At 64.5% G+C, this 25,455-nt stretch carries 21 protein-coding genes; 15 read left to right on the top strand and 6 right to left on the bottom strand.

The features are described 5' to 3' along the window. The first annotated feature begins 20 nt into the window (after window positions 1–20). The 7 genes from ACY3GB_RS03715 to ACY3GB_RS03685 all read left to right on the top strand — a co-directional run bounded on the left by ACY3GB_RS03715 (window position 21) and on the right by ACY3GB_RS03685 (window position 10,880). Window positions 21–1,205 carry an O-succinylhomoserine sulfhydrylase gene (locus ACY3GB_RS03715; RefSeq protein WP_463087550.1) on the top strand — a complete coding sequence of 395 codons (1,185 nt, stop codon included), beginning with the start codon at window positions 21–23 and terminating at the stop codon, window positions 1,203–1,205. 198 nt (window positions 1,206–1,403) lie between these two features. Next, entirely contained in the window at window positions 1,404–2,045 is a 642-nt protein-coding gene (locus tag ACY3GB_RS03710; protein ID WP_046157005.1) for a TetR/AcrR family transcriptional regulator, read from the top strand. Between the two features lie 74 nt (window positions 2,046–2,119). After that, window positions 2,120–4,573, top strand: coding sequence for an acyl-CoA dehydrogenase (locus ACY3GB_RS03705; RefSeq protein WP_463087549.1), 2,454 nt, complete (start codon window positions 2,120–2,122; stop codon window positions 4,571–4,573). Between the two features lie 112 nt (window positions 4,574–4,685). After that, window positions 4,686–5,063, top strand: coding sequence for an acyl-CoA thioesterase (locus ACY3GB_RS03700; RefSeq protein ID WP_021476037.1), 378 nt, complete (start codon window positions 4,686–4,688; stop codon window positions 5,061–5,063). Window positions 5,064–5,241: 178 nt separating this feature from the next. After that, complete coding sequence (locus ACY3GB_RS03695; RefSeq protein WP_463087548.1) at window positions 5,242–6,705, top strand: OmpP1/FadL family transporter; 1,464 nt, start codon at window positions 5,242–5,244, stop codon at window positions 6,703–6,705. A 422-nt stretch (window positions 6,706–7,127) separates the two neighbouring features. Then, the gene (locus ACY3GB_RS03690) at window positions 7,128–9,503 is read left to right on the top strand and encodes a 3-hydroxyacyl-CoA dehydrogenase/enoyl-CoA hydratase family protein (protein WP_463087547.1); all 2,376 of its coding nucleotides are present in this window, start codon (window positions 7,128–7,130) and stop codon (window positions 9,501–9,503) included. Window positions 9,504–9,677: 174 nt separating this feature from the next. Beyond that, window positions 9,678–10,880 (top strand): acetyl-CoA C-acyltransferase, encoded by a 1,203-nt coding sequence (locus ACY3GB_RS03685; protein WP_463087546.1) that lies wholly within the window; start codon window positions 9,678–9,680, stop codon window positions 10,878–10,880. 165 nt (window positions 10,881–11,045) lie between these two features. Here ACY3GB_RS03685 and ACY3GB_RS03680 read toward each other — a convergent pair whose 3' ends face one another. The 3 genes from ACY3GB_RS03680 to ACY3GB_RS03670 form a co-directional block, all read right to left on the bottom strand. Continuing rightward, window positions 11,046–11,507 carry a hypothetical protein gene (locus ACY3GB_RS03680; RefSeq protein WP_463087545.1) on the bottom strand — a complete coding sequence of 154 codons (462 nt, stop codon included), beginning with the start codon at window positions 11,505–11,507 and terminating at the stop codon, window positions 11,046–11,048. After that, complete coding sequence (locus tag ACY3GB_RS03675; RefSeq protein WP_463087544.1) at window positions 11,504–13,309, bottom strand: S8 family serine peptidase; 1,806 nt, start codon at window positions 13,307–13,309, stop codon at window positions 11,504–11,506. The genes ACY3GB_RS03680 and ACY3GB_RS03675 overlap by 4 nt, the downstream gene beginning before the upstream one ends. Window positions 13,310–13,522: 213 nt before the next feature. Further along, on the bottom strand, window positions 13,523–15,040 hold the full coding sequence (locus ACY3GB_RS03670) for a PilZ domain-containing protein (protein ID WP_463087543.1): 1,518 nt from the start codon (window positions 15,038–15,040) through the stop codon (window positions 13,523–13,525). Window positions 15,041–15,246: 206 nt separating this feature from the next. Between ACY3GB_RS03670 and ACY3GB_RS03665 the strand changes: the two genes are divergently transcribed. From ACY3GB_RS03665 to ACY3GB_RS03655, 3 genes are all read left to right on the top strand, one after another. Then, window positions 15,247–17,376 carry a patatin-like phospholipase family protein gene (locus ACY3GB_RS03665; RefSeq protein ID WP_463087542.1) on the top strand — a complete coding sequence of 710 codons (2,130 nt, stop codon included), beginning with the start codon at window positions 15,247–15,249 and terminating at the stop codon, window positions 17,374–17,376. A 172-nt stretch (window positions 17,377–17,548) separates the two neighbouring features. Then, the gene (locus ACY3GB_RS03660) at window positions 17,549–18,481 is read left to right on the top strand and encodes an esterase/lipase family protein (RefSeq protein ID WP_463087541.1); all 933 of its coding nucleotides are present in this window, start codon (window positions 17,549–17,551) and stop codon (window positions 18,479–18,481) included. A 1-nt stretch (window position 18,482) separates the two neighbouring features. Then, a complete protein-coding gene (locus tag ACY3GB_RS03655; protein WP_463087540.1) occupies window positions 18,483–19,394 on the top strand; it encodes a lipase secretion chaperone in 912 nt (303 codons plus the stop codon). Between the two features lie 60 nt (window positions 19,395–19,454). Here ACY3GB_RS03655 and trpC read toward each other — a convergent pair whose 3' ends face one another. Beyond that, window positions 19,455–20,252, bottom strand: coding sequence for an indole-3-glycerol phosphate synthase TrpC (trpC, locus tag ACY3GB_RS03650; RefSeq protein WP_463087539.1), 798 nt, complete (start codon window positions 20,250–20,252; stop codon window positions 19,455–19,457). 165 nt (window positions 20,253–20,417) lie between these two features. Between trpC and ACY3GB_RS03645 the strand changes: the two genes are divergently transcribed. Genes ACY3GB_RS03645 through ACY3GB_RS03630 form a run of 4 tightly spaced genes read left to right on the top strand, consistent with a single transcriptional unit; the run spans window position 20,418 to window position 23,550 of the window. Next, the gene (locus tag ACY3GB_RS03645; protein WP_463087538.1) at window positions 20,418–21,602 is read left to right on the top strand and encodes an NnrS family protein; all 1,185 of its coding nucleotides are present in this window, start codon (window positions 20,418–20,420) and stop codon (window positions 21,600–21,602) included. Between the two features lie 31 nt (window positions 21,603–21,633). After that, complete coding sequence (locus tag ACY3GB_RS03640) at window positions 21,634–22,065, top strand: hemerythrin domain-containing protein (RefSeq protein WP_463087537.1); 432 nt, start codon at window positions 21,634–21,636, stop codon at window positions 22,063–22,065. Further along, window positions 22,055–22,267 carry a DUF2249 domain-containing protein gene (locus ACY3GB_RS03635; protein WP_463087536.1) on the top strand — a complete coding sequence of 71 codons (213 nt, stop codon included), beginning with the start codon at window positions 22,055–22,057 and terminating at the stop codon, window positions 22,265–22,267. The genes ACY3GB_RS03640 and ACY3GB_RS03635 overlap by 11 nt, the downstream gene beginning before the upstream one ends. Next, entirely contained in the window at window positions 22,267–23,550 is a 1,284-nt protein-coding gene (locus ACY3GB_RS03630; RefSeq protein WP_463087535.1) for a hypothetical protein, read from the top strand. Before ACY3GB_RS03635 ends, ACY3GB_RS03630 begins: the two co-directional genes overlap by 1 nt. Here the strand turns inward: ACY3GB_RS03630 and ACY3GB_RS03625 are convergent. Both ACY3GB_RS03625 and ACY3GB_RS03620 read right to left on the bottom strand, forming a co-directional pair. Continuing rightward, window positions 23,526–24,221, bottom strand: coding sequence for a Crp/Fnr family transcriptional regulator (locus ACY3GB_RS03625; protein ID WP_463087534.1), 696 nt, complete (start codon window positions 24,219–24,221; stop codon window positions 23,526–23,528). The genes ACY3GB_RS03630 and ACY3GB_RS03625 overlap by 25 nt on opposite strands. 191 nt (window positions 24,222–24,412) lie before the next feature. Then, complete coding sequence (locus ACY3GB_RS03620) at window positions 24,413–25,171, bottom strand: SDR family oxidoreductase (protein WP_463087532.1); 759 nt, start codon at window positions 25,169–25,171, stop codon at window positions 24,413–24,415. Window positions 25,172–25,303: 132 nt separating this feature from the next. Between ACY3GB_RS03620 and ACY3GB_RS03615 the strand changes: the two genes are divergently transcribed. Further along, window positions 25,304–25,455, top strand: a 152-nt coding sequence (locus tag ACY3GB_RS03615) for a helix-turn-helix domain-containing protein (protein WP_463090912.1), incomplete at its 3' end; no start/stop codon positions are given.

The following is a 25,455-nucleotide window of genomic DNA, read 5'->3' as shown; positions in this document are numbered from 1 at the left end:
GAAAGAAAGAGAGAATCATCATGGCATCCGACGCGCCGCATCTTCCGCTGCATCCCGAGACCCTGGCCATCCGCGCCGGCCGCGAGGTCAGCCAGTTCAACGAGCACAGCCAGGGCTTGTACCTTACCTCCAGCTTCACCTACGAATCCGCCGCCCAGGCCGCCGCGATGTTCCTCGGCGAGATCGACGGCTACACCTACACCCGGTTCACCAATCCTACGGTGGCCGCGTTCCAGCAGCGGCTGGCGGAGATGGAGGAGGGGGAGCGCGCCATCGCCACCGCCACCGGCATGGCGGCGATCCAGGCCATCATGATGACGATGCTGCAGGCTGGCGACCACATCGTGTCGTCGCAAAGCCTGTTCGGCTCCACCACCAATCTGTTCGCCAACCAGCTGTCCAAGTTCGGCGTGGCGACCACCTTCGTCGACGCGCGCGATCTGTCGCTCTGGCGTGAGGCGCTGCAGCCCAATACCAAGCTGCTGTTCCTGGAAACGCCGTCCAATCCCTTGACCGAAGTGGCGGACATCGCGGCCATCGCCGATATCGCCCACGCGCACGGCGCGCTGCTGGTGGTGGACAACAGCTTCTGTTCGCCGGCTTTGCAGCAGCCGCTGAAGCTGGGCGCCGATCTGGTCATGCACTCCGCCACCAAGTTCCTGGATGGCCATGGCAGGGTGATGGGCGGCGCGGTGGTGGGTAGCGACAAGCTGATCGAGCAGATCTATCTGCACGTGCGCGCGGCGGGCCCGTCGCTGGCGCCGTTCAACGCCTGGACGCTGCTGTCCGGCATGGAAACGCTGCATCTGCGGATGGAGAAGCACAGCGCCAACGCGCTGGAGCTGGCGCGCTGGCTGGAGGCGCAGCCCAATGTCGAGCGCGTCTACTATCCGGGACTGGAGAGCCACCCCCAGCACGAACTGGCGCTGCGCCAGCAGAAGAGCGGCGGCGCGGTGGTGTCCTTCGTGGTCAAGGGCGGCAGAGAGGCCGCATGGCGGGTGGTGGACGCCGTTCAGGTGATTTCCCGCACCGCCAACCTGGGCGATGTGAAGACCACCATCACCCATCCCTCCAGCACCACGCACGCGCGCGTGACGCCGGAGGCGCGGGAGCGCGCCGGCATCGTCGAGGGACTGTTGCGCGTCAGCGTCGGCCTGGAAAATGTGCGGGACCTTCAACAAGATCTGTTGCGAGGCCTTGACTAAGCGCTTTTAACGCGTGTTTCATTCAAACGGCAGTCTAAAATACGGACTGCCGTTTTTTGTGTGCCCTGAGCGGTGGATGGCGAGGCAAGAGGGAGATGCCTTGACATCGATCAAGTTAAAACGTAAGTTTGAAACGCTTGTTCGAAAGCTGAGATGAGCAAGACCAAATCACAAAACACAACAAAGGCTCTGGAGATCATGGAGGGCAACCGTCCCGATACCGCTACCCGCATCCTGGACGTCGCGGAACGTCTGTTCGTGGAGCACGGCTTCGAGGCGACTTCGCTGCGCATGATCACCCAGCAGGCCGAGGTGAATCTGGCCGCGGTGAATTATCACTTCGGCTCCAAGGATGCGTTGTTCGAATCCGTGTTTCTGCGCAGGCTGGCGCCCTTGCTGGAAGGGTGCCTGGCGGAACTGGATACGCTGGAGGCGCGGGAAGGAGACTTGCCGCTGGAGCAGCTGGTGCTGTCTTTCATACGGCCCTGTCTGGCTCTGTCCAAGGATCCGTCGCGCGGCGGCGCCATGTTCGTGCGCCTGTTGTCGCGAACCCTGGTGGAGAACCACCGCCTGCTGCGCGAGACCATCTCGCAACAGTACAGCGTGTTCGTGCAACGCTATACCAGCGCCTTTCAACGGGCGCTGCCGCACCTGGAGCCGGAGCAGCTCGCCTGGCGGATGCACCTCGCCTTCAGCGTCATGTTCAACGCCTTCGCCGGCAACGATGTGCTGAAAATCTTCACGCGCAGCCAGATCGTTACCGCCCGGGATCCGGACATGATCGTCAAGTATCTGGTGCCTTTTGTGATTGCCGGTCTGGTCGCGCCCATCGAAGGCTGATTCCGCATCGCCAGCCCATTACAAGATCACGGCGGCGCTTGCGGAACTGAGGGGTCAACACGAGGGTAAACACAATGATTGCTGCCGTTCTTCTGGTCGTGCTGCTCGGCGCGCTGGCGTATTTCGCCGCGCCGGTGCTGGTCTGGACCGTTGGTGTCGCCGCCTGGCTCGCCGCGCTCCAGTTCGTATTCAACTGTCCGGTGCCTGGCGCCGCTTGGGCGGTGTTCGCCGTGGTCGCCGCGGTGCTCAACATCGTGCCGTTGCGCCGCGCCGTTTTCACGGGCCCGGTGTTCGGCGTGTTCAAGAGAATCACGCCGGCGATGTCGCAGACCGAGCAGGAGGCGATCAACGCCGGCACCGTCTGGTGGGATCGCGACCTGTTCTCCGGCAAGCCGGATTACAGCCGCCTGCTGTCCTTTCCGGATCCGAAGCTGACGCCGGAAGAGCAGGCCTTCATCGACGGCCCGACCGAGCAGCTGTGCGGCATGATCGACGACTGGAAGATCACCCATGAGCTGAAGGATCTGCCGCCGGAAGTGTGGCAGTTCATCAAGGATCATGGCTTTCTGGGCATGATCGTCAAAAAGAAATACGGCGGCCTGGAATTCTCCAACTACGCCCACGCTAAAGTCGTGACCAAGATCGCCACCCGCGGCGGCACCGCCGCGGTGACGGTGATGGTGCCCAACTCGCTGGGGCCGGGCGAGTTGCTGCAGCACTACGGCACCGAGGCGCAGAAAGACTACTACCTGCCGCGTCTGGCCAAGGGCGTGGAAGTGCCGTGCTTCGCGCTGACCAGCCCGTACGCCGGCTCCGACGCCGGCGCCATTCCGGATTACGGCGTGGTCTGCCGCGGCTCCTACACTCACCCGCGCACCGGCGAGCGTTTCGAGAACGTGCTGGGCGTGCGCGTCAGCTGGGAAAAGCGCTGGATCACGCTGGCGCCGGTCGCCACCATCCTGGGCCTGGCGTTCAAGATGTACGACCCGGAGCATCTGCTGGGCGACAAGGAAGACATCGGCATCACCTGCGCGCTGGTGCCGACCGAGCACGAGGGCGTCGAGATCGGCCGCCGCCACTTCCCGGGCGGCTCCGCCTTCATGAACGGCCCAACCTGGGGCAAGGATGTATTCATTCCGCTGGACTGGATCATCGGCGGCCGCGATTACGCCGGCCAGGGCTGGCGCATGCTGGTGGAGTGCCTGTCGGTCGGCCGCTGCATCTCGCTGCCGGCGATGTCTGTCGCCTGCGGCAAGTTGACCACTTGGACCACCGGCGCCTATGCCCGCATCCGCGACCAGTTCGGCCTGCCCATCGGCAAGTTCGAGGGCGTGGACGAGGCGATGGCCCGCATCGGCGGCTTCACCTACCAGATGGAGGCCTCGCAGGACCTGGCGCTGACCGCGCTCGACAATGGCGAAAAGCCGTCGGTGCTGTCGGCCATCCTGAAGTACCACAACACCGAGCGCATGCGCAAAACGCTGAGCGACGCGATGGATGTGCATGGCGGCAAGACCGTGGTGCTGGGGCCGCGCAACTACCTGGCGCGCGGCTATCAGGCGGTTCCGATCGGCATCACCGTGGAAGGCGCCAACATCCTGACCCGTTCGATGATCATCTACGGCCAGGGCGCGATCCGTTGCCATCCCTTCGTGCTGCGCGAGATGAAGTCGGCAATGGCCAATGACGGCGCCGAGTTCGACAAGGCGATCACCGGCCACATCAACTTCGTGATCAGCAACTTCGTCCGTTCGCTGTGGCTGGGTCTGACCTGCGCCCGCTTCGCGAAGAGCCCGAAGGGCGGCGTCGCCGCGGCGTACTACAAGCGCGTCACCCGGCTGTCCAGCGCCTTCGCGCTGCTGTCCGACATGGCGATGTTCAGCTTGGGCGGCTCGCTGAAGTTCCGCGAGAAGCTGTCGGCCCGTCTGGGCGACATGCTGTCCGGCCTGTATATCGCCACGGCCTGCTTGAAGCGCTTCGAGCGCGAAGGCGCGCCGAAGGAAGACATCGCGGTGATGAGCTGGGCGGTGGAGAACGCGCTGTACGATGTCCAGGTGGCGATGGATGGCTTCCTGGCCAACCTGCCCAGCCGCGGTCTGGCCTGGGTCCTGCGCCGCGTGATCTTCCCGTGGGGCCTGACCCTGAAGCCGGCCTCCGACCGCGTGGGCACCAAGGTGGCCCGCGCGATGATGGAGCCGGGCGCCACCCGCGACCGTCTGACCCACGGCATGTATGTGCCGAAGTCCGAGGCCGATCCGGTGGGCGTGCTGGACCACGCGCTGCACGCCATCCTGGCCACCGAGCCGGTGGAGCAGAAGCTGCGCAAGCTGGCGCGCGACGGCAAGTTCAAGACCATTACCGCGCGCGAGCGTCTGGCGGAAGCGCTGCAGACCGGCCTGATCAACCAGGAAGAGTTCGACGCGGTCACCCGCGCCCGCAAGCTGAAGCGCGACGTGATCATGGTGGACGACTTCGACAAGAAGCTGGATCAGCATGACGAGCAATTGCTGCAGCGCCTGATTTTCTAAATCCGGCAACGTGCTAACATGCGCCGGATGCCGCACGCATCCGGCGTTGAGCAAAGCGGCCGCGTTTGTTGCGGCCGTTTTTCTCAGCGCTTCGCTTTCAAGGGGGTAGGGGATGGAACAGCAGGAACACCGGACGCCGGTATTGCGGGTGCGCGCCTTGCCCACCAGCACCAATGCCTATGGCCGGGTCCAGGCGGGCTGGCTGATGAGCCAGATCGACATGGCGGGCAGCCTGGACGCCGAGCGCTTGTCCCGTGGCCCGGTGACGACGGTGGCCGTCAACGCCTTCCAGTTCGCCGCTCCCATCCTGTTGGGCGATGTGGTGGATCTGTACGTGGAGCGCCTGCGCATTGGCCAGAAGTCCATCACGCTGAAGATCTCGGTGGAGGCCGAACGCATGGACGGCTCGCATATCCGCATCACCGAGGTGATCGCCACTTTTGTCGCCGTCGATCCCGACGGCAAGTCCAGATTGCTGGGCGATTCCTAGCCTAAATGTGGTGGCGGAAACAAATTGTTGTGGAAATGTTGCATTAAACGTACGTTTGGAACAAAAGCTCTGATATCTGGTTGGATTGCTCTAATTCTCTGGTAGCATCGACGATGATGAGGTCAATGACCGAGTCATCGCTAATGAAAAATATCTAAGCTACAAAAGAGAGGGAAGCATGAAGCTCAAGCATCTCAGCCTGTCCGTGATGATCATGGGCACCGCGCTCGGCCTGGCATCGACTCAGGCTGCGGCCTCGGGTTATCAGTTCGGCTCGCAGAGCGTCTCCGGCCAGGGCACCGCCCACGCCAACGGAGCAGAGGCCAACGATCCTTCCACCATCTTCACCAATCCGGCCGGCCTGTCCCGGCTGGACGGCACCCAGCTCGTCATCGGCGGCACCCTGGTGGTTCCGCACTCCGAATATACCGATAACGGTTCCAAAAACGTATTGGGCCAGCCCACCGGCGGCGGCAATGGCGGCACGTTCGCCCCCAAGGCCGTGGCCGCGCCGACCTTCTACCTGTCGCACAAAATCAACGACAAGATCACCGCCGGCATCGGCATGTATGTGCCTTACGGCGCCAAGCTGGACTATGGCTTCGACTGGGCCGGTCGCTACGCGTTGAAGAGCATCAACCTGCAGTCGCTGAACATCAATCCGTCGATCTCGTTCAAGCTGGATGATCGCCACTCTTTCGGTTTCGGCGTGTCCGCCCAGTATATGGATGCGACGCTGGAGCAGATGGCGGATGCGACGTCTGGCTTGGCATTGGGCGTTGCAAAGGGTCTGCCTGGCGGTGTGACTCCTGGCAACATCGCGACAGCTGTTGGCCTGCTGAAAGCCGCAGGTGTGAGTGGGGATGGTCTGGCGCATGTCGAGGGCAATGACTGGGGATTCGGTTGGAATGTTGGCTATATGTTCCAGTTGGACGAGAACACCCGGTTCGGTTTGGCCTACCGCTCCAGCATCAAACAGACGCTGACTGGCAGTTCAACTTGGACCTTTAATAATGTGACCGGCAGCATGGTTCCGTTCGGCATTCCGTTGTCGGCTGCAGCAGCTGCAAAGTCGAAGCATCCAGATGCTTCTGCCTCGGTTGATGTTACGACTCCGGAAACCGCGTCCGCCAACTTTTTCCATCAGTTGAACCCGAAGGTGGCGTTGATGGGCGATGTGACCTGGGTGCGCAACTCGCGCATGCAGCAGATCGATATCAAGCAGTCCACTGTGAATGGGACCGCCCAAGGCGATCTGGTGCTGCACCAGAACTGGAAGGATACTTGGCGCGTGTCGTTCGGCTCCAACTACCAGCTGAACGATGCCTGGATGCTGCGCGGTGGCGTGGCCTGGGAGCAGGCGCCGCTGCAGTCGGACGACCAGCGCCACCCGGCGATTCCGGACAGCGACCGCATCTGGCTGTCGTTCGGCGCCAATTACAAGATCAACAAGCAGAGCTCGATCGATCTGGCCTACAGCTTCATCGACTTCAAGAACGCCAACGTCAACTATACTGACTCCTGCAACCCGGGAGGCCAAAAGGCTGACGGCTCCCTGTGCACCGGCAACGGCGGCACGGTCAAAGGCAGCTACAAGACTTATCTGCAACTGATCGGCGTGCAATACAACTACCGTTTCTAAGCGGCATCGCGCCGTCGTAAAACCGGTTCGGGGCGGGCGCGCAAGCGTTCGCCCCGCTTGCTTTGAGCGGCCTGGCGGCGTTGTTGCGCTCGCGCCAGCGCCGCATGCGTTTTTTTTGAAAAACCTGCTTTGATTTTGCCCAAAATGGGTTAGACTAATCCAGCATAAAAGCGAGTGTTTGATATTTTATCTATGCTCGCGATATGGCTGCCGTTCGCGTTCGACAAGCGCCGATTGCGGCCCAGACCGGAACAATAGCGATTATCCCCGGTCGTTTCTATCAAGCAGTACCCGCCCGCGCCGCGTCAGCCCCTGCCGGCGCAGGGCAATGGGCAAGGACGATTTCAACGCCCGTCCTTGAAGCAAGCAGGACAGGTTGAGAGGGGCCTGTCTCATGTGTGTTTCAACAAAACGAGGAAACCATGTCTCAAACCAAATTCAATGTACGCAAGGTTGCCGTGCTCGGCGCTGGCGTGATGGGGGCGCAGATCGCCGCCCACCTGGTGAACGCCAAGGTACCGACCATCCTGTTCGACCTGCCGGCTAAGGAAGGCGACAAGAACGGCATCGCGCTGAAGGCCATCGACGGTCTGAAGAAGCTGAAACCCTCTCCGCTGGCCGGCAGCGATGTGGTCGCTCACATCCAGCCCGCCAATTACGACGACCACCTGCATCTGCTGAAGGACTGCGATCTGGTGATCGAAGCCATCGCCGAGCGCATGGACTGGAAGGTGGACCTGTACCACAAGGTGGCGCCGCATTTGGGCGAGCACACCATCTTCGCCACCAACACTTCCGGCCTGTCGATCAACAAGCTGGCCGAAGGCTGCCCGGATTCGGTGCGCCCGCGTTTCTGCGGCGTGCACTTCTTCAACCCGCCGCGCTACATGCACCTGGTTGAAATCATCCCCTGCGTGACTTCCGACGCCCACATTCTGGACAATCTGGAACGCTTCCTGGTGTCCACGCTGGGCAAGGGCGTGGTGCGCGCGAAAGACACCCCGAACTTCGTCGCCAACCGCATCGGCGTGTTCTCGATGCTGGCCACCATCGCCAATGCCGCCAAGTACGGCATCCGCTTCGACGTGGTGGACGACCTGACCGGCCCGCGCCTGGGCCGCCCGAAGTCGGCTACCTTCCGCACCGCCGACGTGGTGGGCCTGGATACCTTCGCCCACGTGGTGAAGACCATGCAGGACACGCTGCCGCAAGACCCGTGGCACAGCCTGTTCGCCACGCCTGACTGGATGCAGCAGTTGATCGCGAACGGCGCGCTGGGCGCCAAGACCCGCGCCGGCATCTACAAAAAAGACGGCAAGCGCATGCTGGTGCTGGACCCGGCCAAAGGCGAGTATGTCGGCTCCGGCGAGAAGGGCGACGACGCGGTCAAAGACATCCTGAAGATCGCCAACCCGGCCGAGAAATTCCAGAAGCTGCGCGAGAGCGAGCATCCGCAGGCGCAATTCCTGTGGGCCTGCTTCCGCGACGTGTTCCACTATATTTCCTTCCACCTGGGCGATATCGCCAACTGTGCCCGCGACGTGGACTTCGCCATTCGCTGGGGCTTCGGCTGGTCCGCCGGTCCGTTCGAGACCTGGCAATCCGCCGGCTGGCAGCAAGTGGCCAAATGGCTGAAGGAAGACATCGTGGCCGGCAAGACCCTCGCCAATGCCGAGCTGCCGGCCTGGGTGCTGGAAGGCGACCGCGCCGGCGTGCATTTCGCCGACGGCTCCTACAATGCCGCCGACAAGAAGCTGGTGGGCCGCTCCACGCTGGACGTGTACCAGCGCCAGCTGGCTCCGGCCAAGGTGTTGGGCGAGAAGGCGGAGCTGCTGGGCGAGACCGTGTTCGAGAACGAGGGCGTGCGCGCCTTCACCACCGGCGACGAGGTGCTGGTGGTGTCGTTCAAATCCAAGGCCCACGCCATCGGCCCGGCCGTGCTGGATGGCCTGAACACCGCGCTGGACATCGCCGAAGACCGCTTCAAGGGCTTGGTCATCTGGCAGACCGAAGAGCCTTTCTCGGTCGGCGCTGACCTGCAGTCGATGATGCCGGCCTTCATGATGGGCGACTGGGACGCGATCGACGCCATGATCGGCCGCTTCCAGTCCACCGCGCTGCGCCTGCGCTACAGCCAAGTTCCGACCGTGGCCGCGACCCAGGGCTATGTGTTCGGCGGCGGCTGCGAGTTCGCGATGCACTGCGACAAGACCGTGGCCGCGCTGGAATCCTATGTCGGCCTGGTGGAAGTGGGCGTCGGCCTGCTGCCGGGCGGCGGCGGCTGCAAGGAGTTCGCGCTGCGCGCCTCGCAGGAGTCCAAGGGCGATCTGCTGGCCGCGTTGAAGGACTACTTCATGAATATCGCCACCGCCAAGGTCGCCACCAGCGGCATCGAGGCGCAGGAGCTGGGCTTCTTCCGCAAGGGCGATCCGGTGGTGTTCAACGCTTACGAGCTGCTGTACGTCGCCAAGAAGCAGGCGTTGGCGCTGGCTGAATCCGGCTACCGTCCGCCGCTGAAGGTGAAGGGCTTCCCGGTTGCCGGCCGTTCCGGCGCGGCGTCGATCAAGGGCCAGCTGGTGAACATGCTGGAAGGCAATTTCATCAGCCAGCACGACTTCTTCATCGCCTCGCAGATCGCCGACGTGATGACCGGCGGCGACTTGGAGGCCGGCACCCTGGTCAACGAGCAATGGATTCTGGAACTGGAGCGCAAGGCCTTCATGACCCTGCTGAAGAACTCCAAGACCCAGGACCGCATCGCCAACATGCTGACCACCGGCAAGCCGCTGCGCAACTAATACGAGCCGCCCACAAGACGCCTGATGCTGCGTTGCGCCGACTCGCCGTACCAGATGTACTGTCTTCGTCGGCGCGCCTTGCCTCAAGGCGCTTGTGAACGGTTCGAAAATCCAAGAATGCAAAGGCTGGCGGCAGGCATGAGACCTAGCCGCCGGTCGCGAAGGAGCAAAAGAATGGTTAAGCAAGTACAAGAAGCTTACATCGTCGCCGCCACCCGCACCCCGGTGGGCAAGGCGCCGCGCGGCATGATGCGCAATGTGCGTCCGGACGACATGCTGGCGCACGTGATCACCGGCGCGCTGGCGCAGGTGCCGAATCTGGACCCGAAACTGATTTCCGACTGCGTGGTCGGTTGCGCCTTCCCGGAAGCGGAGCAGGGCCTGAACATGGCGCGTATCGGCGTGCTGTTGGCCGGGCTGCCCAACACCGTGGGCGGCATCACCATAAACCGCTACTGCTCGTCCGGCATCAACGCCGTGCAGATGGCGGCCGACCGCATCCGCCTGGGCGAAGCCGACGTGGTGATCGCGGCCGGTTCCGAATCGATGTCGCTGGTGCCGATGATGGGCAACAAGGTGTCGCTGAACCCGGAAATCTTCGCCAAGGACGAGAACTACGGCATCGCCTACGGCATGGGCCTGACCGCTGAGAAAGTGGCGCAGCAATGGGGCGTGTCGCGCGAAGACCAGGATGCGTTCGCGGTGGAGTCCCACCGCCGCGCGCTGGCCGCGATCGATGGCGGCAAGTTCAAGAACGAGATCACTCCGCTGGAAGTGACCTACCGCACGCCGAATCTGGAAACCGGCGAAGTGGTGAGCAAGACCCGCGTGCTGGACACCGACGAAGGCCCGCGCCGCGAAACCACGCTGGAAGGCCTGGCCAAGCTGAAGACCGTGTTCGACGCCAAGGGCTCGGTCACCGCCGGCAACTCCTCGCAGATGTCCGACGGTGCCGGCGCAGTGATTCTGGTGTCCGAGCGCGTGCTGAAGGAGTTCAATCTGGTGCCGCTGGCCCGCTACGTGACCTTCTCGGTCAAGGGCGTGCCGCCGGAGATCATGGGCATCGGTCCGAAGGAAGCCATCCCGGCCGCGCTGGCCCAGGCGGGCCTGAAGCAGGACGACCTGAAGTGGATCGAGCTGAACGAAGCCTTCGCCGCGCAGGCGCTGGCAGTGATTCGCGATCTGAACCTGGATACGTCCAAGGTGAACCCGCATGGCGGCGCGATCGCCCTGGGCCACCCGCTGGGCGCCACCGGCGCGATCCGCACCGCAACGCTGGTGCATGGCATGCGCGACGCCGGTTTGAAGGGCCACGGCATGGTGACGATGTGCATCGGCACCGGCATGGGCGCGGCAGGCATCATTGAGGTGCTGTAAGCCGGCTTGTCAGTCATCGCAGGGAAAGGACGCCACGGTTTTGCGCCGTGGCGTTTTTCATTGCGCCGGCCGAGCGGGCGCAGGCGATCTTCGGGCGCGGGGAGTGCAGAAAAGCAAAACGGCCCTGGGCAATGCCCGGGGCCGTTTCCTGGCTGGAAGAGGGCCTTACTCGATTTGCTTGTCGTTGCTGGCCAGCTCCAACTGAGCCTTCTTCACCCGTTTGTCTGCGGACAGCTTCTGCTGCAGCGTCAGCAGGTCAGCCTGGGCCGGGGTGGTGAAAACCACCACGCTGGCGGTGCGGTAGCGCGCGGTCAGGTTGTGATCGCGCGCGACGGCGGCCTCATCCTGCGGGGAGGCCAGCTGCACCAGCACGGTGCCGCTGACGACGGATGGAACCAGCTGCTTCGGCGCCTGCACCACGTCGCCGCGTTTCAGCGAAGGCGCAACGGCGCCGGCGCTGCGGGCGGATACGCCGAACTTTGATTGCGGCGCTTGCTTGTAGTAGGTCTTGCCGTTGATCACCACGGCCTGGCCGGCAGGCTGGGCCAGGAAGGATGGCTCGGCGGCCTGGCTGTGGGCGGTCAGGGCCAGCAGGGCGAGGGGGATCAGTCGGATCATTGGTTTCATGCTGCGCTCCGGTGGCCGAAGAAGCGGATCGACCACGATTTCAGTTTGCCTTCCGCGTTAGGCAGGGAGTAGATGGTGTTGGCGCCGGTTTCGCGATTGCGGATGACGTATTGGTACTGGCCGCCGTTGGTGTCGATCACGCGCAGTCGCCACTGGCCTTTGGCCTGTTCGCCGTAGAACTGATTGGACAGCAGGCGCTGCTGGTTGAGGCCGTAGGTCTCTCCCACCAGGGAAGTGCGCGGAGACAGCAGCACCGAGCGGGTGCCGGACGGGGAGATCAGCTCCACCGCCAGATCGTTGGCGCGGCCGTGTTCGGCGTCGACCAGGATCTGGACCGCTTCCACGGTCAGGTCCGCAGGCTGGTTGAATACGCTTTCCACGCCTTTTTCATCCGCATCGGGGATGGCGGCCTGGGCGGATACGGTTTCCCAGCGGGTCTTTTGCAGCGGCGGCAGGGGCTTGTTGTAGAACAGCGCTTTTTCCACCGCCTTGTCGATGTTGATCAGGCCAAAACCGTAGAACGGGTGGAAGGGCAGGCCGGCGGCGTTCTTCTGCCAGCCGGGAATGGCCTGGTAGCTGTGCGCGCCGCCGCTCTTGTCCTTGAAGGCCAGCGTCACGCCTGGATTGGCGGCATCCACCTGGCGGGCGGTGGTGATCAGGATGTGGCGCACGTCGCGGGCGGACAGCGCCGGGTTGGCCGACATCACCAGCGCGAAGGAGCCGGAGGTGGACGGCGCCGCTGACGAGGTGCCGTTCATGACGCCGTTGTAGTCGCAGTTCGGGTCCAGCGCCGTGCCGCCGTGCAGGCCGTTGGAGGTGCTGCCGCTCACGTTGTAGCCGCGGGCGCAGCCGGACAGGTCGGTGGTGACCATCGCCGGGGAGTCGGTGCCGTATTCGCCGCCGGGCGCGGTCAGCAGCACGTTGGCGCCGACCGACGAGTACGAGGAGCGTACGCCATCGGCGTTCAGCGCCGACACCACCACGTTCCAGTAGTTGTTGTTGTCGGCGGTCAGGTTGGAGTCCTGTATCGGCAGGCCGTTGTTGCCCTGATAACCCAGCAGCGACTCGGTCTTGCTCAAACGGAAGGAGTTGTAGGCATTGCCGGCCGATTTGACGAAGACCGCGCCGCGGCCCCAGTGGCTATTGCGGCTGATGTCTTCGTAGGTTTCCTCTTCGGTCTTCAGCTCGATGTCCTGGTCTGGATTGGCGGGAACCGAGGTGATGGTGGAGGAGCCGTAGCTCTGGTTGAACACGCGGGCGTCGGTGAAGGCTTCCAGCGGGCCGCCGTTGGGTTTCTTGCCGTGCGCCAGCAGCCAGCCGTCCAGCGTTTGGTTCAGCAGCCAGTTGAAGCCTTTCAGGCCGGCGGAGGGCGCGATGCCGCGGCCGCCTATGCCATTGAAGGCCACCGCTGCCGCGATGCCGGCCACGGCGGTGCCGTGGCCGTTGTCCCCGGACTCGGGGGTCGGATCATTGCTGCCGTTCACCAGGTTTTTGGAGCCGGGCACGATGTTGGCGGCCAAGTCGGGGTGCTTGATTTCCAGGCCGTCGTCGATGACGGCGATGGTGGTGCCGATGCCGCGGATGCCGCGCAAATGGGTGAAAGCGAGATTGAGGTCGACGCCTTTGACGCCGCCGCGCTTGGAGAAGGCGTTCTGGCCGGTGTTCTTCAAGTGCCATTGCTGGTTGACCAGGGGGTCGCCGGGCAGCAACGGAACGCTGCGATCCGGCGCGGAAGTGGCGGCATGGCTGGCCAGGGAGGCCAGCGCCAGCATGACTGCGCTGCTGGTGATGCGAACGTGCATGATTGAGATCCTCTATTTGCCTTTGTTGTTTTGCGATTGTGGTCGCCAGAGGATCATATTTGTTAATTTTTATTGCACAAATATCTTTTTGTCATATTGGAATCGGCGGCAAGAATTTGCGGTTCTCGCGTGAATGGGCAGAGAAGGGAGAGCGGGGGAAAGCGGCAAGAAGACGAGCAAGAAACGCCGGCCCATGTCGGGCCGGCGGCGGGGTCAGTCCATTTTGGACAGCGTGTCGAAGTTGCTGTGGCTGCAGTCTTCGAATTCCTGTTGCGGATCTTTCAGCTTGATCTGATAGGATTTGCCCTGGGCGCTGAGCACCAGCTGCTTGTCGTCGTCCAGCAGCGTCTTGGGCATCAGGAACCAGCGTTGGCCCTTGCGCGAGTTCGGCTGCGTGATGTAAATGGCCGAGAAGGGCGCGCTGTCCGGCTGCGATGGATCCTGCAGCGAGACGCCGACCGGCGTTTGGCCCAATATCTCGATGCCCACCTTGGTGCCGTTATTCTGGCGTAGAATGCGCCGTATCACGCCCAGCAGCAGCGGATGGGTCTCGGTTTTGACCAGGATCAGCCGGCCAATCGCCAGCTGGTCTATGGTCTTGCCGATGAAGGTGAGTCCCATGCCGGTGCTGCTGATGTCGTTGATGCGCCATTCGTCGCTGCGGTCGGCGTCCAGCCCGCCGACATCCTGAACCTTGATGTGGAAGGCCACGCGGTCGAAGCCTATCGATACCTGGGCGCTGGAGGAATGCAGCGAGCGTTCCGACTTGCGCAGCGACTTGCCGCCGTCGCTGGACCAGCGCACCGCCAGTTTTTCGCACAGCACCGACCATTCCTCGCGTTCCAGCTCGCAGTCCAGCGCGGCGATCTGAGAGGGGATGCGGGCGTCCAAGTCGAACATCAGGTCGGCCAGGCGGGTGGTGATCTCGTAGGAGGACCAGTAACGGTGCCACTTGCCGGCCATGCCGCGCAGCATCGGCTGCGGAGGCTCCGGCAGGGACAGGTTGTAGACGAAGACCGGCATTTCGGCCGGCGGCTGCTTGTCCAGCGGGATGTTCTGGCAGATCAGCATCAGCAGCTGGTCCACCGCGACGATTTCCTTGTGCAGCATGTTCTCGGTCTGAGCCAGGTGCAGCATGCCGGCCTGAACCAGCAGGTGCTCGCAGCTGATTTCCTGCTTGGCGTCCGGATACAGCAGGATGGGCGAACGGGCGAAGCCCGCTTCCTCCGCGTAGGTGTAGAAACGGAAGCCTTGCTGCCAGGCGCTGCCCTCTGGCTTCAGATAGCGCAGCGCGTTCCACGCCAGCAGCCGCATCTGGTGATGCAGGCCGCGGGTGGCGACCAGCTGCAGCTCAGCGTCGCCAGCCTGGCTGGAGCCGCCGCGCTGCAGGCGCAGACAGATCTGGTAGGCGCTGGCCAATTCGTGCCAATAGGCGAGAATGGTGGGCAGATAGCCTTTGCTGCCGCCTCTGGAATGAAGATAATCCTGGCAGAGCTGGTGGTGGATGCTGGCAGCCTTGTCGTCGACATAGAGCAGCGTCTTGATGCGCTCCTTCAACGACATCTCGCTATCCGCGTTGATTTTGGATACGGCCTTGATGATTTCCACCAGGGCGGTAAAGTATTCAGCCTGCGGCAGATCGCGTACCAGCAGGGTGGCAGATTGCGCCACGCCGGAGGCGGGCGTGTTCTTGCTGAGAAGTGAGCTGACTAGAGATTTGAAGTCAAACATTGAACCGGGCTTCTGGATATGGGATTTATGTTCTCACTTGTATGTCACTCTATCTTACGTCACGCATTGATGCTGGTGAAACCATAATCGCAAATTTATCGGGCATGCCAAAAAGCAAGTTTTTCCCCTATCGTCGTCTGGTTCTCGCCTTGTGCGCGGCCGGACTGCTCGTTTCGACAGCTGTGGACGCCGCGGATGCGACGCAAGTGCCTGAGGGCGTTGGCGTTGTGCTCGGCGGCGGCGGCGCGCGCGGCTTCGCCCACCTGGGCGTCCTGAAGGAACTGGAGCGCCTGCGGATACCCGTGGCCTGCATCTCCGGCACCAGCGCCGGGGCGCTGATCGGTGGCATTTACGCCAACGGCCTGCCGCTGGACGAGATGGAGCGCGAGTTCAATGCCGCCGACTGGGACCAGATGCTGTCCGGCAAGCCGGCGCGCACCGACATCCCATACGATCGCAAGCGCAACGACTACCAGAACTATCTGGATGTCAGCTTCGGGCTCAAGGGCGGCGCGCTGCGGGTTCCGCGCAGCGCGATCAACTCCCAGGGCATCGAGCTCTACATCCATAAAATGACGCGGGACCGGGACATCGACAGTTTCGACAAGCTGCCCATTCCGTTCCGCGCTGTGGCGGCGGATCTGCTGACCGGCGACGCGGTGGTGTTCGACCGGGGCTCGTTGTCGCGCGCCTTGCGCGCCAGCATGGCGGTTCCCGGGGTGTTCGATCTGGTGGAGGACGACGGCAAGCTGCTGGTGGATGGCGCCATCGCCCGCAATATTCCGGTGCAGGAGGTGAAGGGCCGCTGCGCCGAGCACGTGATCGTGGTGGACGTGAGCACGCCGCTGTTGAAGGCGGACGAGATCCACACCTTGTTCGACGTGGTCGATCAAAGCTCCAACCTGGCGGTGATGCGCAACGAGCAAGAGCAGATGAAGCGGCTGGATAAGCGCGACATCGTGATTCGGCCTGATCTGAACGGCTATACCGTGGCGTCTTTCGGCGACCACAAGGCGATTGTCGAGCGCGGCGCGGAGGCCGCGCGCAAGATGGCGCGGCAGTTATCCGCCTATTCGGTGTCCGAGGCGGACTACCAGGCCTGGAAAAGCAAGCTGGGCCGGCCGCGCTACCCGGTGCTCGATGAGGTCAAGGTGGAGGGCAAGGACGGCGATTTCACCAAAATGTCGTCCTTGCAGGAATCGCTGGCCTTTTCATCGAACAGGATACCGGTGGGCGAGGCGCGCAACCGTCTGGCGGAAATTTTCACCGGAGGCGAGTACGACAAGCTCGGCTATCGCGTGGACAGCGTTTCCGGGCGCAATGTGATGATGGTGATGCCGGTGGAGCGCAGCATAGGCCAGAACACCGTGCATTTCGGACTCAACCTCAGCAGCGACACGCCGGGAAGCAGCAGCTTCACGCTCCGTGCCGCGCACGAGTGGACGTCGTTGAATGACGCTGGCGGCTCCTGGCGCAACGATGCGGCGATCGGCGACGACAAGGCGATCAAGACCGAGCTGTACCAGCCGCTGTGGCGCGGCAGTCCGATGTTTGCCGCCGCCTCGCTGGGATATCAGCAAAAGCCGTTCAAACTGTTCAATGAAGACCATACGGTGTTGGCCACTTTCAACAACAGCATCTTTGAGACGCAACTGAATGCGGGCGTGACGCTGGGCAAGTATGGCGAATGGCGGCTTGGCCTCTATCGGCAGGATAACGATTTCACCTTGTCGCAAGGGGATCCAGACCCTGGCGGCAATACCCGCTTCCGCGATGTCGGCGTGCAAACCCGCCTGGTGGTGGATCAGTTCGACAATCCGCGCTGGCCGCGCGCCGGCTATTACTTCAACGGCAAGTTGGGCGCGGGCTTGCCCGGCTTGGGCAGCGAGGTGAACCAGAAGTTCTACGACTTTACCGGCGAGCTTGCCCACACTTATGGCGACTTCACCGCGCGTCTCACGGCCAAGGCCAAAGGCAATATTGATGTCCGATCGGATGCCTTTGTGCCGCAGCAGCTCGGTGGGTTCCTGAACTTGACCGGCTACCAGAACGGCGAGCTGTTGGCCAGTGAAGTCGCGTTGGCGCGGCTGATGGTGTACTGGCGGGCGGCATCGCTGCCGGCCGTGCTCGGCTCAGGCGTGTATGCCGGGGTCTCGTTGGAGGCCGGACGCTTGTGGGGCGAAGACTTTTCCAGTTTGCCGCAGACCCATCGCTGGATCCCGGCCGGCTCGGTTTTCCTGGGCGCCGACACCATCCTCGGGCCGTTCTTCGTCGGCGTGGGCAGCGCGCAGGGCGGCAGGCTGACCGGCTACATCTATCTCGGCGTAGACTATTGACCCAGGCCATCCGCGCGGCTGATGTCGCGTGGATGGCCTGTCCTTAGGTATGGGATTGCCCAGCATCTGAGACAAACGTTTGAATTAATTCTGGATTTTGCCAATGTCATGATCTATCCCGATATGGGCCGCCATTCCGGCGGCCGGCAATCACGATATAACGGGAGAGATAATGAAACAGCTGTTGTCACGCACTGCCTTCTTGCTTGCCTTGTTGCTGCTGCCGTTCGCTTCGGCCCAGGCGTCCTCCGGCTATACCCAGACCCGCTACCCCATCGTGCTGGTGCACGGCCTGTTCGGCTTCGGCCAGGTGCTGGGCGTCGATTACTTCTATCGCGTGCCTGCCGCCCTGAAGGAGGATGGCGCGCAGGTGTTCGTAGCCGAAGTGTCGGCCACCGGCAGCAATGAGGCGCGCGGCGAGCAGCTGTTGCAGCAGGTGCAGCGCATCCTGGCCATTACCGGCGCGCAGAAGGTCAACCTGATCGGCCATAGCCAGGGCGCGCCCACCGCGCGCTACGTCGCGGGCGTGCGGCCGGACCTGGTGGCCTCGGTCACTACCGTCGGCGGCGTCAACAAGGGTTCGGTGGTGGCCGACATCGTCCGCGGCGCGGCGCCTCCGGGATCGATCAGCGAAGCCGTGGCCGCCGCGGTGACGGGGGCGTTCGTCAAGGTGCTGGCCTTCTTCTCGGGCACCAGCGATCTGCCCCAGCAGCCTATCGATGCGCTGAATTCCCTGACCACGGCCGGTTCGCTGGCGTTCAGCGCCAAGTTCCCGGGCGGCGTGCCGGCTTCGGCTTGCGGCGAGGGCGATTACGAGGCTAACGGGGTGCGTTATTACTCGTGGACCGGCGCCGCCACCACCACCAATGTCCTGGACCCGCTGACCGTGCCGATGGGCGTGCTGGGCCTGGCTTTCGGCTCCACGCCGTCCGACGGTCTGGTCGGCGTGTGCTCGGCCCACCTGGGCCAGGTAATCCGCGACGATTACAAGATGAACCACGTCAACGAGATCAACCAGAGCTTCGGTCTGGTCAGCCTGTTCGAGGTGAGTCCGGTCTCGCTGTACCGCCAGCAGGCCAACCGGCTGAAAAACGCGGGGCTGTGAGATGCGCGGCCTCGGCTTGACGCTGGCGGCGGCCTGCGCCGCCTTGCTGGCTTGGTGGGCCTGGCCGGACGGCGCGCAGCCGGAAGCGGCCGCCGCCCGTCAGGCGGCGCGCGGCGGTTTCGCGGCGTCGCTGGTCGGCACCCGGCCGGACGGCGCCGCCGTCGAAGCGGACGGCAAGCTGGTGGTGGACCAGCAGTTGCGCCAGCTGTTCGACTACTACCTGGCCACGTTGGGCGAGCGCGATCTGCCCGCCATCCGGACCGAGCTGCAGAGCCAGCTCAAGCGCGGATTGGGAGGCGGGGCCTTGGCCCAGGCGATGGGGCTGTTCGACCGTTATGTCGCCTACAAGCGTTCGCTGGCCGGCAAGGAGGCGGCGGCCGCGGCTGACCTGACGCGCCGGCTGGAGTTGGTGCAGGCGGCTCGGCGGCAGTATTTCAGCCAGCTTGAACTCGATGGCTTGTTCGGCGATGAAGATCGCTATGACGACTTCACCGCCAGGCGGCTGGCGATAGAGGCCAATCCGGCGCTGAGCGCCGCCGACAAGCGGCGCATGGTCGCCCAGCTGGAGAGCCGGCTGCCCCCGGCGCTGCGCGCCGCGCGCGAGGAGCCGGTCAAACACCTGGCGCTGGCCGACGCGGAAGCCCGGTTGAAGCAGGGTGGAGGCGGCGAGCAGCAGCTGTACCAGTTGCGCGCCGGCATGGTGGGCCAGGCGGCGGCGGACAGGCTGGGGGAGCTGGATCGGGAGCAGGCTGGCTGGCAGAAGCGGCTGGACGATTTCAAGCGCGAGCGGACGGCCATTCTCGCCAACGGCGGACTGAGCGCGCAGCAGCGGCAGCAAGCGGTCGCCCAGTTGCAGTCGCAGCGGTTTTCGCCGCAGGAGGCGCTGCGCCTGCCGGCGTATCTGCCCAACTGAACCGATGCGGAAAGCGAAACAGGCACCCAAGGGCGCCTGTTTTTCGTGGAGCGGTTTCGCTCAGGGCTGGGCGAAAAACAGGCGGCGCAGCGCCTCGCCCGGCTCGGCCTCGCGCATGAAGGCCTCGCCGACCAGGAAGGTGTGCACGCCGCTGGCCTGCATCAGCCGCACGTCCTCGATGGTGGCGATGCCGCTCTCGGTGACGGCGATGCGGCCGTCGGTGATGCGCGGCAGCAGCTTCAGCGTGGTGGCCAGGCTCACCTCGAAGGTGCGCAGGTTGCGGTTGTTGACGCCGACTAGTTCGGTTTTCAACTGCAGCGCGGCATCCAGCTCTTCTTCGTTGTGGACCTCCACCAGCACCGCCATGCCCAGTTCGTTCGCCAAAGCCTCCAGCGCCTTCATCTTGGGCAGCTCGAGCGCGGCGGCGATCAGCAGGATGCAGTCGGCGCCCATCGCGCGGGCTTCGTATACCTGGTAGTCGTCGACGATGAAATCCTTGCGCAGCACCGGCAGGTGGCAGGCGGCGCGCGCCGCCTCCAGATAGCTGGCGTCGCCCTGAAAGTACTGGCGGTCGGTCAGCACCGACAGGCAGGCCGCGCCGTGGGCGGCATAGCCCTCGGCGATGGCGGCAGGCTGGAAGTTCTCGCGGATCACGCCTTTGCTGGGGCTGGCTTTCTTGATCTCTGCGATGACGGCGGCCTTGCCCAGCGCGTGCTTGGCGCGCAGGGCGGCGACGAAGTCGCGGCGGTCGCCGCGCGCTTCGGCGTCGGCCCGTACCGAGGACAGCGGCCGGCTGGCCAGCGCGGCGGCGATTTCCTGATGTTTGGTGGCGATGATGGTGTTGAGAATGTCGGACATGCTGGCTTCTATGTTGACAACAACGAATGGGCCATCATGCAGAACATCAGGCGGGATGGCAAGCCCGGCGGGAGCCGACATCGTTCCGGATGCTTGATTCAAATCATTCTCGTTCTCTTGGCTGGGCTGGATACTGCGGGCACACCCACCCGTCGGAGTTCCGCCATGGCGCGCGCTCATCCTTTCTTTTCCGCCCCGCACCGGGCGGCGTTCCTGCCCGGCATGCTGCTGGCCATCTTGTTGCTGGCGGGCTGGAGCGCCGAACTGGCGGCGCGCCTGTTCGGCCTCGGCTTGCCCTTGGCGTTGCCGGCGATGCTGGCCCATGGCTTCCTGATGCTGTTCGGTTTCTTTCCCTTGTTCATGACCGGTTTTCTGTTCACCGCCGGACCGCGCTGGCTGAACGTGCCGCCGCCCGGACGCGGCGCCTATCTGCTGACGCCGGCGTTGCTGGCCGCGGGCCTGCTGCTGTGGCTGGCCGGCGCGGCAGTCGGCGGCGTTTGGCTGCCGGCCGGCCATCTGGTGTACAGCCTGGGTTTTCTCGGTCTGGCCGGAGGCTTCGCGCGCTTGTTGCTAGCCAGCCCGGCGCCGGACCGGCGCCATGCCTGGGCGGTGCTGTCGGCTTTCGGCATCGGCGTCCTGGCGCTGGGCGCGGCCGGCTATTGGCTGTTGAGCGGCGATGTCCGCGGCTGGCTGTGGATGCGGGACCTGGCCTTGTGGGGCTTTTTGCTGCCGGTATTCCTGACCGTGTGCCACCGCATGCTGCCGTTCTTCTCTTCCAGCGCGCTGGCACCGTATCAGCCCTGGCGGCCATGGTGGCTGCTGGCGGCGATGCTGGGCGGCTCGCTGGGGCACGGCCTGCTGTCCATCGCCGGCCGGCCGTCCTGGGGCCTGGATCTGGCGCTGGCCTCGCTGTTTGGCTACACCAACTGGCGCTGGGGGCTGCTGGCCTCGCTGCGGGTGAAGCTGCTGGCCATGCTGCATCTGTCTTTCGCCTGGCTGGCTGCCGGTTTCGCGCTGTACGCCTGGCAGGGCGCGCTGGGCGGCCTGGCCTGGGCGCCGCTGCACGCGATCTCGGTCGGCTTCTTCCTGACCATGATGATCGCCTTCGTGTCGAGGGTATCGCTGGGCCATTCCGGACAGCCGCTGGAGGCCGGCAAGGCCTTGTGGTTGCTGTATCTGGCCGCTCAGTGGCTGGCGCTGGCCCGAGTGGCGGCCGATCTGCTGCCGGTTGGTTGGCGCGCCGGCATGTACGGGCTGGCCGCGGCAGGGTGGCTGCTGACCCTGTCGCTGTGGGGCGGCCGCCTCCTGCCGGTTTACCTGCGTCCCCGCGCCGACGGCAAAGACGGTTGATCGGCTTACAAATTTCAAACTGGAGACCATCATGACCCCATCCGAACTATTGACCAGTCAGCACCGGGACTGCGACGCCCGTTTCGCCGACGCCGAGCAAGCCGCGCGCGCACAGGACTGGCCCGCTGCCGAATCCGCTTTCGCCGCGATGCGCGGCGAGATGGAGGACCACTTCCGGCTGGAGGAGGGGAGGCTGTTTCCCGCTTTCGAACAGGCCAGCGGCGTGCGCGCCGGCCCCACCGCGGTGATGCGCGCCGAGCACGCGCAGATGCGGCAGCTGCTGGACGGCATGGCCCAGGCGCTGGCCGCGCGCGATCGCGGCGGCTTCCTGGCGGAGGCCGACACGTTGTTGATCCTGACTCAGCAGCACAATATGAAGGAGGAGAACATCCTGTATCCGATGTGCGAGCAATGCGTGCCGGATCTGGGGCGCTTGCTGGAGGAGGCCGGCCATGTCGCTTGACCTGCGCGATCTGCCGCCGCCGGAGCCGATGGACATCGTGCTGGGCGAAGCGGAGCTGTTGTCGCCGGGCCAGTCTGTGCGCTTCGTGCTGCCGCATTTTCCGACCCCCTTGCTGCCTTTGCTGGACAGGATGGCCGGCTTGGCTTATCGCTTCGAATTGTCGGGCGACGGCGGCGTGCTGCTGATCATGGAGCGCAGCTGATGCAGGGATGGCCGTCCTATGACCGGGCGCCGCCACTTGGCCTTCCCCCGCCTTTTCTGCTGGCGTCGCCGTGCTGGCTGTTCATCGCTGGTTTATGTCTGGCGTTGGCGGGACCCGGCCCGCTGCACCGCTTCGACCCGGCGGCGCTGGCGGCCGCGCATCTGTTGGCGCTGGGCGTGCTGGGCAACGCGATGCTGGGCGCCGCGCTGCAGATCCTGGCGGTGGTGGCCGGGGTGCCGTTTTCCCGTCCCCGTTTGCTGCTGCATGCGCTGTTCTGGCCATTGCAGCTTGGCTGCGGCCTGCTGGCGGCGGCTTTTCTGAATGGTTTCCTGCCTACGCTGTTGCTGCCGGCCGCCGCGCTGTTGGGCTGGGGCTTGCTGGTTTTCGCCGGCTTCGGCCTGCATGGCATCGCCAAGAGTCCGGCGCGCGACGCGACCACCCGCGGCATGGCGTCGGCGCTGGCCGCGCTGTTGGTCGCCGCCGCTTTGGGCATCGCCCTGGCGGGCACCCTGGGCGCGGCCTGGCCGCTGCCTTGGAAAATTTTGCTGGATTGGCATGCGCTGTGGGCGCTGGGCGGATGGCTGCTGGGCCTGATCATGGCGGCGGCGGCCACGGTGGTGCCGATGTTCCAGATCACGCCGGCGTATCCGGCGCGCTGGATGCGGCATGCCGCGATGATTTGGCCGGCGGCGTTGCTGGCGTCCGGTTTGGGATGGCAGTTGACGGCGAGTTGGCTGGCCTGGTCGCCGGCATCGATGGCGGCGCTGGCCTTTGCCGCCATGACCTGGCGCTTGCAGCGTCGAAGCCGGCGTCCCGGAGACTGCGGGCGGCGCTTCTGGCAGGTGGCGATGGCGGCGCTGGCGTTGGGGCTGCTGGCGGCCTGGCTTGTCGCCGCGGACCTGCTGGCCGCCGGCTGGGCCGCGCTGAGCGGCTGGCTGCTGCTGTTCGGACTGGGCGTCGGCGCGGTGCTGGGCATGTTCTACAAGATATTGCCCTTCCTGCTGTGGCTGGACCTGCAGCGCAAGGCGCCGCCTGGCGCGCGGCCGCCGGCCACGCTGACGCTGTTGCCGGAAGCGGCGCAGCGTCGCTGCCTGTTTGTGTTTTCAGCCTGCCTGGCGATGGGGTGCGCGCTGGCCTTGGGTGGCTTGCCGGGAGTGGCGGCAGGCGTCGGAACATGCGCGCTGGCCGCGCTCGTGGCCGGGGACGCGGGCAGGGCGTTATGGCGCTACCGCGCCTGCGTCCGCGACTGGCGCGCCGCTCAGGCGGCCGGCGTCATGCCGTAGTCGGCCAGCGCGGCGGGATCGAGCAGGGCGATGTCCTTGCCTTCGACCTCCACCAGGCCGGCCTTGCTCAGTTGCTGTAGCACGCGGGAGAAGGTTTCCGGCGTCAGGTTCAGGCGGGAAGCGATCAGGTTCTTGTTGGCTTCCAGCGTCAGCACGACTTTCTCGCCGGCGGGCGCGTCGTCCATTTGCTGCAGCAGGTAGCCGATCACGCGCTGCAGCGCGGTTTCCACCGAGTAGCGCTCCACGTCCCGCACCATGCCGTGCAGGCGCAGCGACATGCCGGCCAGCATATTGCGCGCGAAGCCCGGGTCCTCGGCCAATGCCTGGAACACGCCGGCCGCGCCGATGTGCAGCAGCAGGCTGTCTTCCAGCAACTGGGCCAGCACCGGGTAGGGCTTGCCCAGGAACATCACCGCCTCGGCGAAGCTCTGGCCGGGGTGGATGATCTCCACCACCTTCTCCACGCCCTGCGGTGAGGGGATCGCCAGCTTCACCTTGCCGTACACCACCAGGTACATGCCGTCGCATTCGTCGCCGCGCTGAAACAGCAGCTGTCCCCGGTCGCCACGCTTGGCGTGGACATGAGGCTCCAGCGTGGCCAACTGCCTGTCCGACAAGCGCTGGAACAAGGGCTGATGGCGCAGGTGCTGGATGATGTCGATCTGGGACATGGCGGGCTTTCGGAATCGGTGTAGCGATGGTGGATGCTAACTCATCCCGCGAATTATTAGCAAAGCGCGATATTTGCCGGCAGACAGGCTTGGTCGGATCTCCAGCGCAAGAAAGCGAGATGCGGGAGCGCGGCCATTTGCCATGCGGCATGAGAAAGCCGCCTGGCGGCGGCTTTCTGGGCAGAGGGAGCTTAGCGGGAAACGAAGCCGCCGTTGATGAACAGGGTCTGGGCGGTGGTCCAGCGGTTTTCCGGCGAAACCAGGTGCTTGACCAGAGGCACCAGGTCGGCCACCTGGCCCAGCTCGCCGTTGATGCTGGCGCGCTTCAGGTAGGCGACGGCTTCCGGCGTTTCCGCGGCGTAGAAGAACTCGGTGTCCATCGGGCCGGGGGCCACCACGTTGACGGTGACGCCGCGATGGCCGATTTCCTTGGCCAGCGCGCGGGTGAAGTCCTCCAGCGGCGCCTTGCTGCCGGCGTAGGCGCCGTAATGGCCGGTGGTGGCCGCCAGCAGCGAGGTGCCGACGCTGACGATGCGGCCGTTGTCGCGGATGCGGCGGCCGGCTTCCTGCAGCGCGAAGAACGCGGCCTTGGTGTTCAGCGCGAAGATGGCGTCGAATTCTTGCTCGCTGACTTCAGTGATCGCTTTCTTCACCATCATGCCGGCGGTGTTGATCAGGATGTCGACGTGGCCGAAGCGGTCTTCCACCGCGTCGAACAGGCGGCGCACTTCCGCCACCTGGGTGACGTCGGCCTGGACCGCGAACGCCTGGCCGCCGGCGGCTTCAATCGCGGCGGCGGCTTCTTCGGCTCCGGCGCGGGAGCCGGCGCTGTGGTAGTGGATGGCGACGGCGGCGCCGTCGGCGGCCAGCGCGTCGGCGAAGGCGCGGCCCATATTGCGCGATGCGCCGATGATCAGTGCGACTTGTCCTGCAAAGTTGGCTTGGCTCATGTCAGTTCTCCGTTGGGTTCGCCGCAGGCGCGGCTTGCTGTTGACGCTTTGCAGTGTATTGCTGGGCTTGATCCGGATAAACGGTGCTTTATTGTTTACACTATCCATAAAATCGTACTAATTGGAGCGGTGATGGATAGGGTCATGTCGATGCGGGTTTTCGCCGCCGTCGTCGATTGCGGCGGCTTCACCCGGGCGGCGCAGCAGTTGCAGCTGCCGCGGGCCACGGTGTCCAGCGCGGTGCAGCAACTGGAAGCGCAATTGGGCGCGCGGCTGCTGCACCG

The organism is Chromobacterium sp. Ag138 (assembly GCF_055181315.1).
Note: the sequence above shows the minus strand (reverse complement) of the source record. Positions and strands in the feature narration are given on the sequence as shown.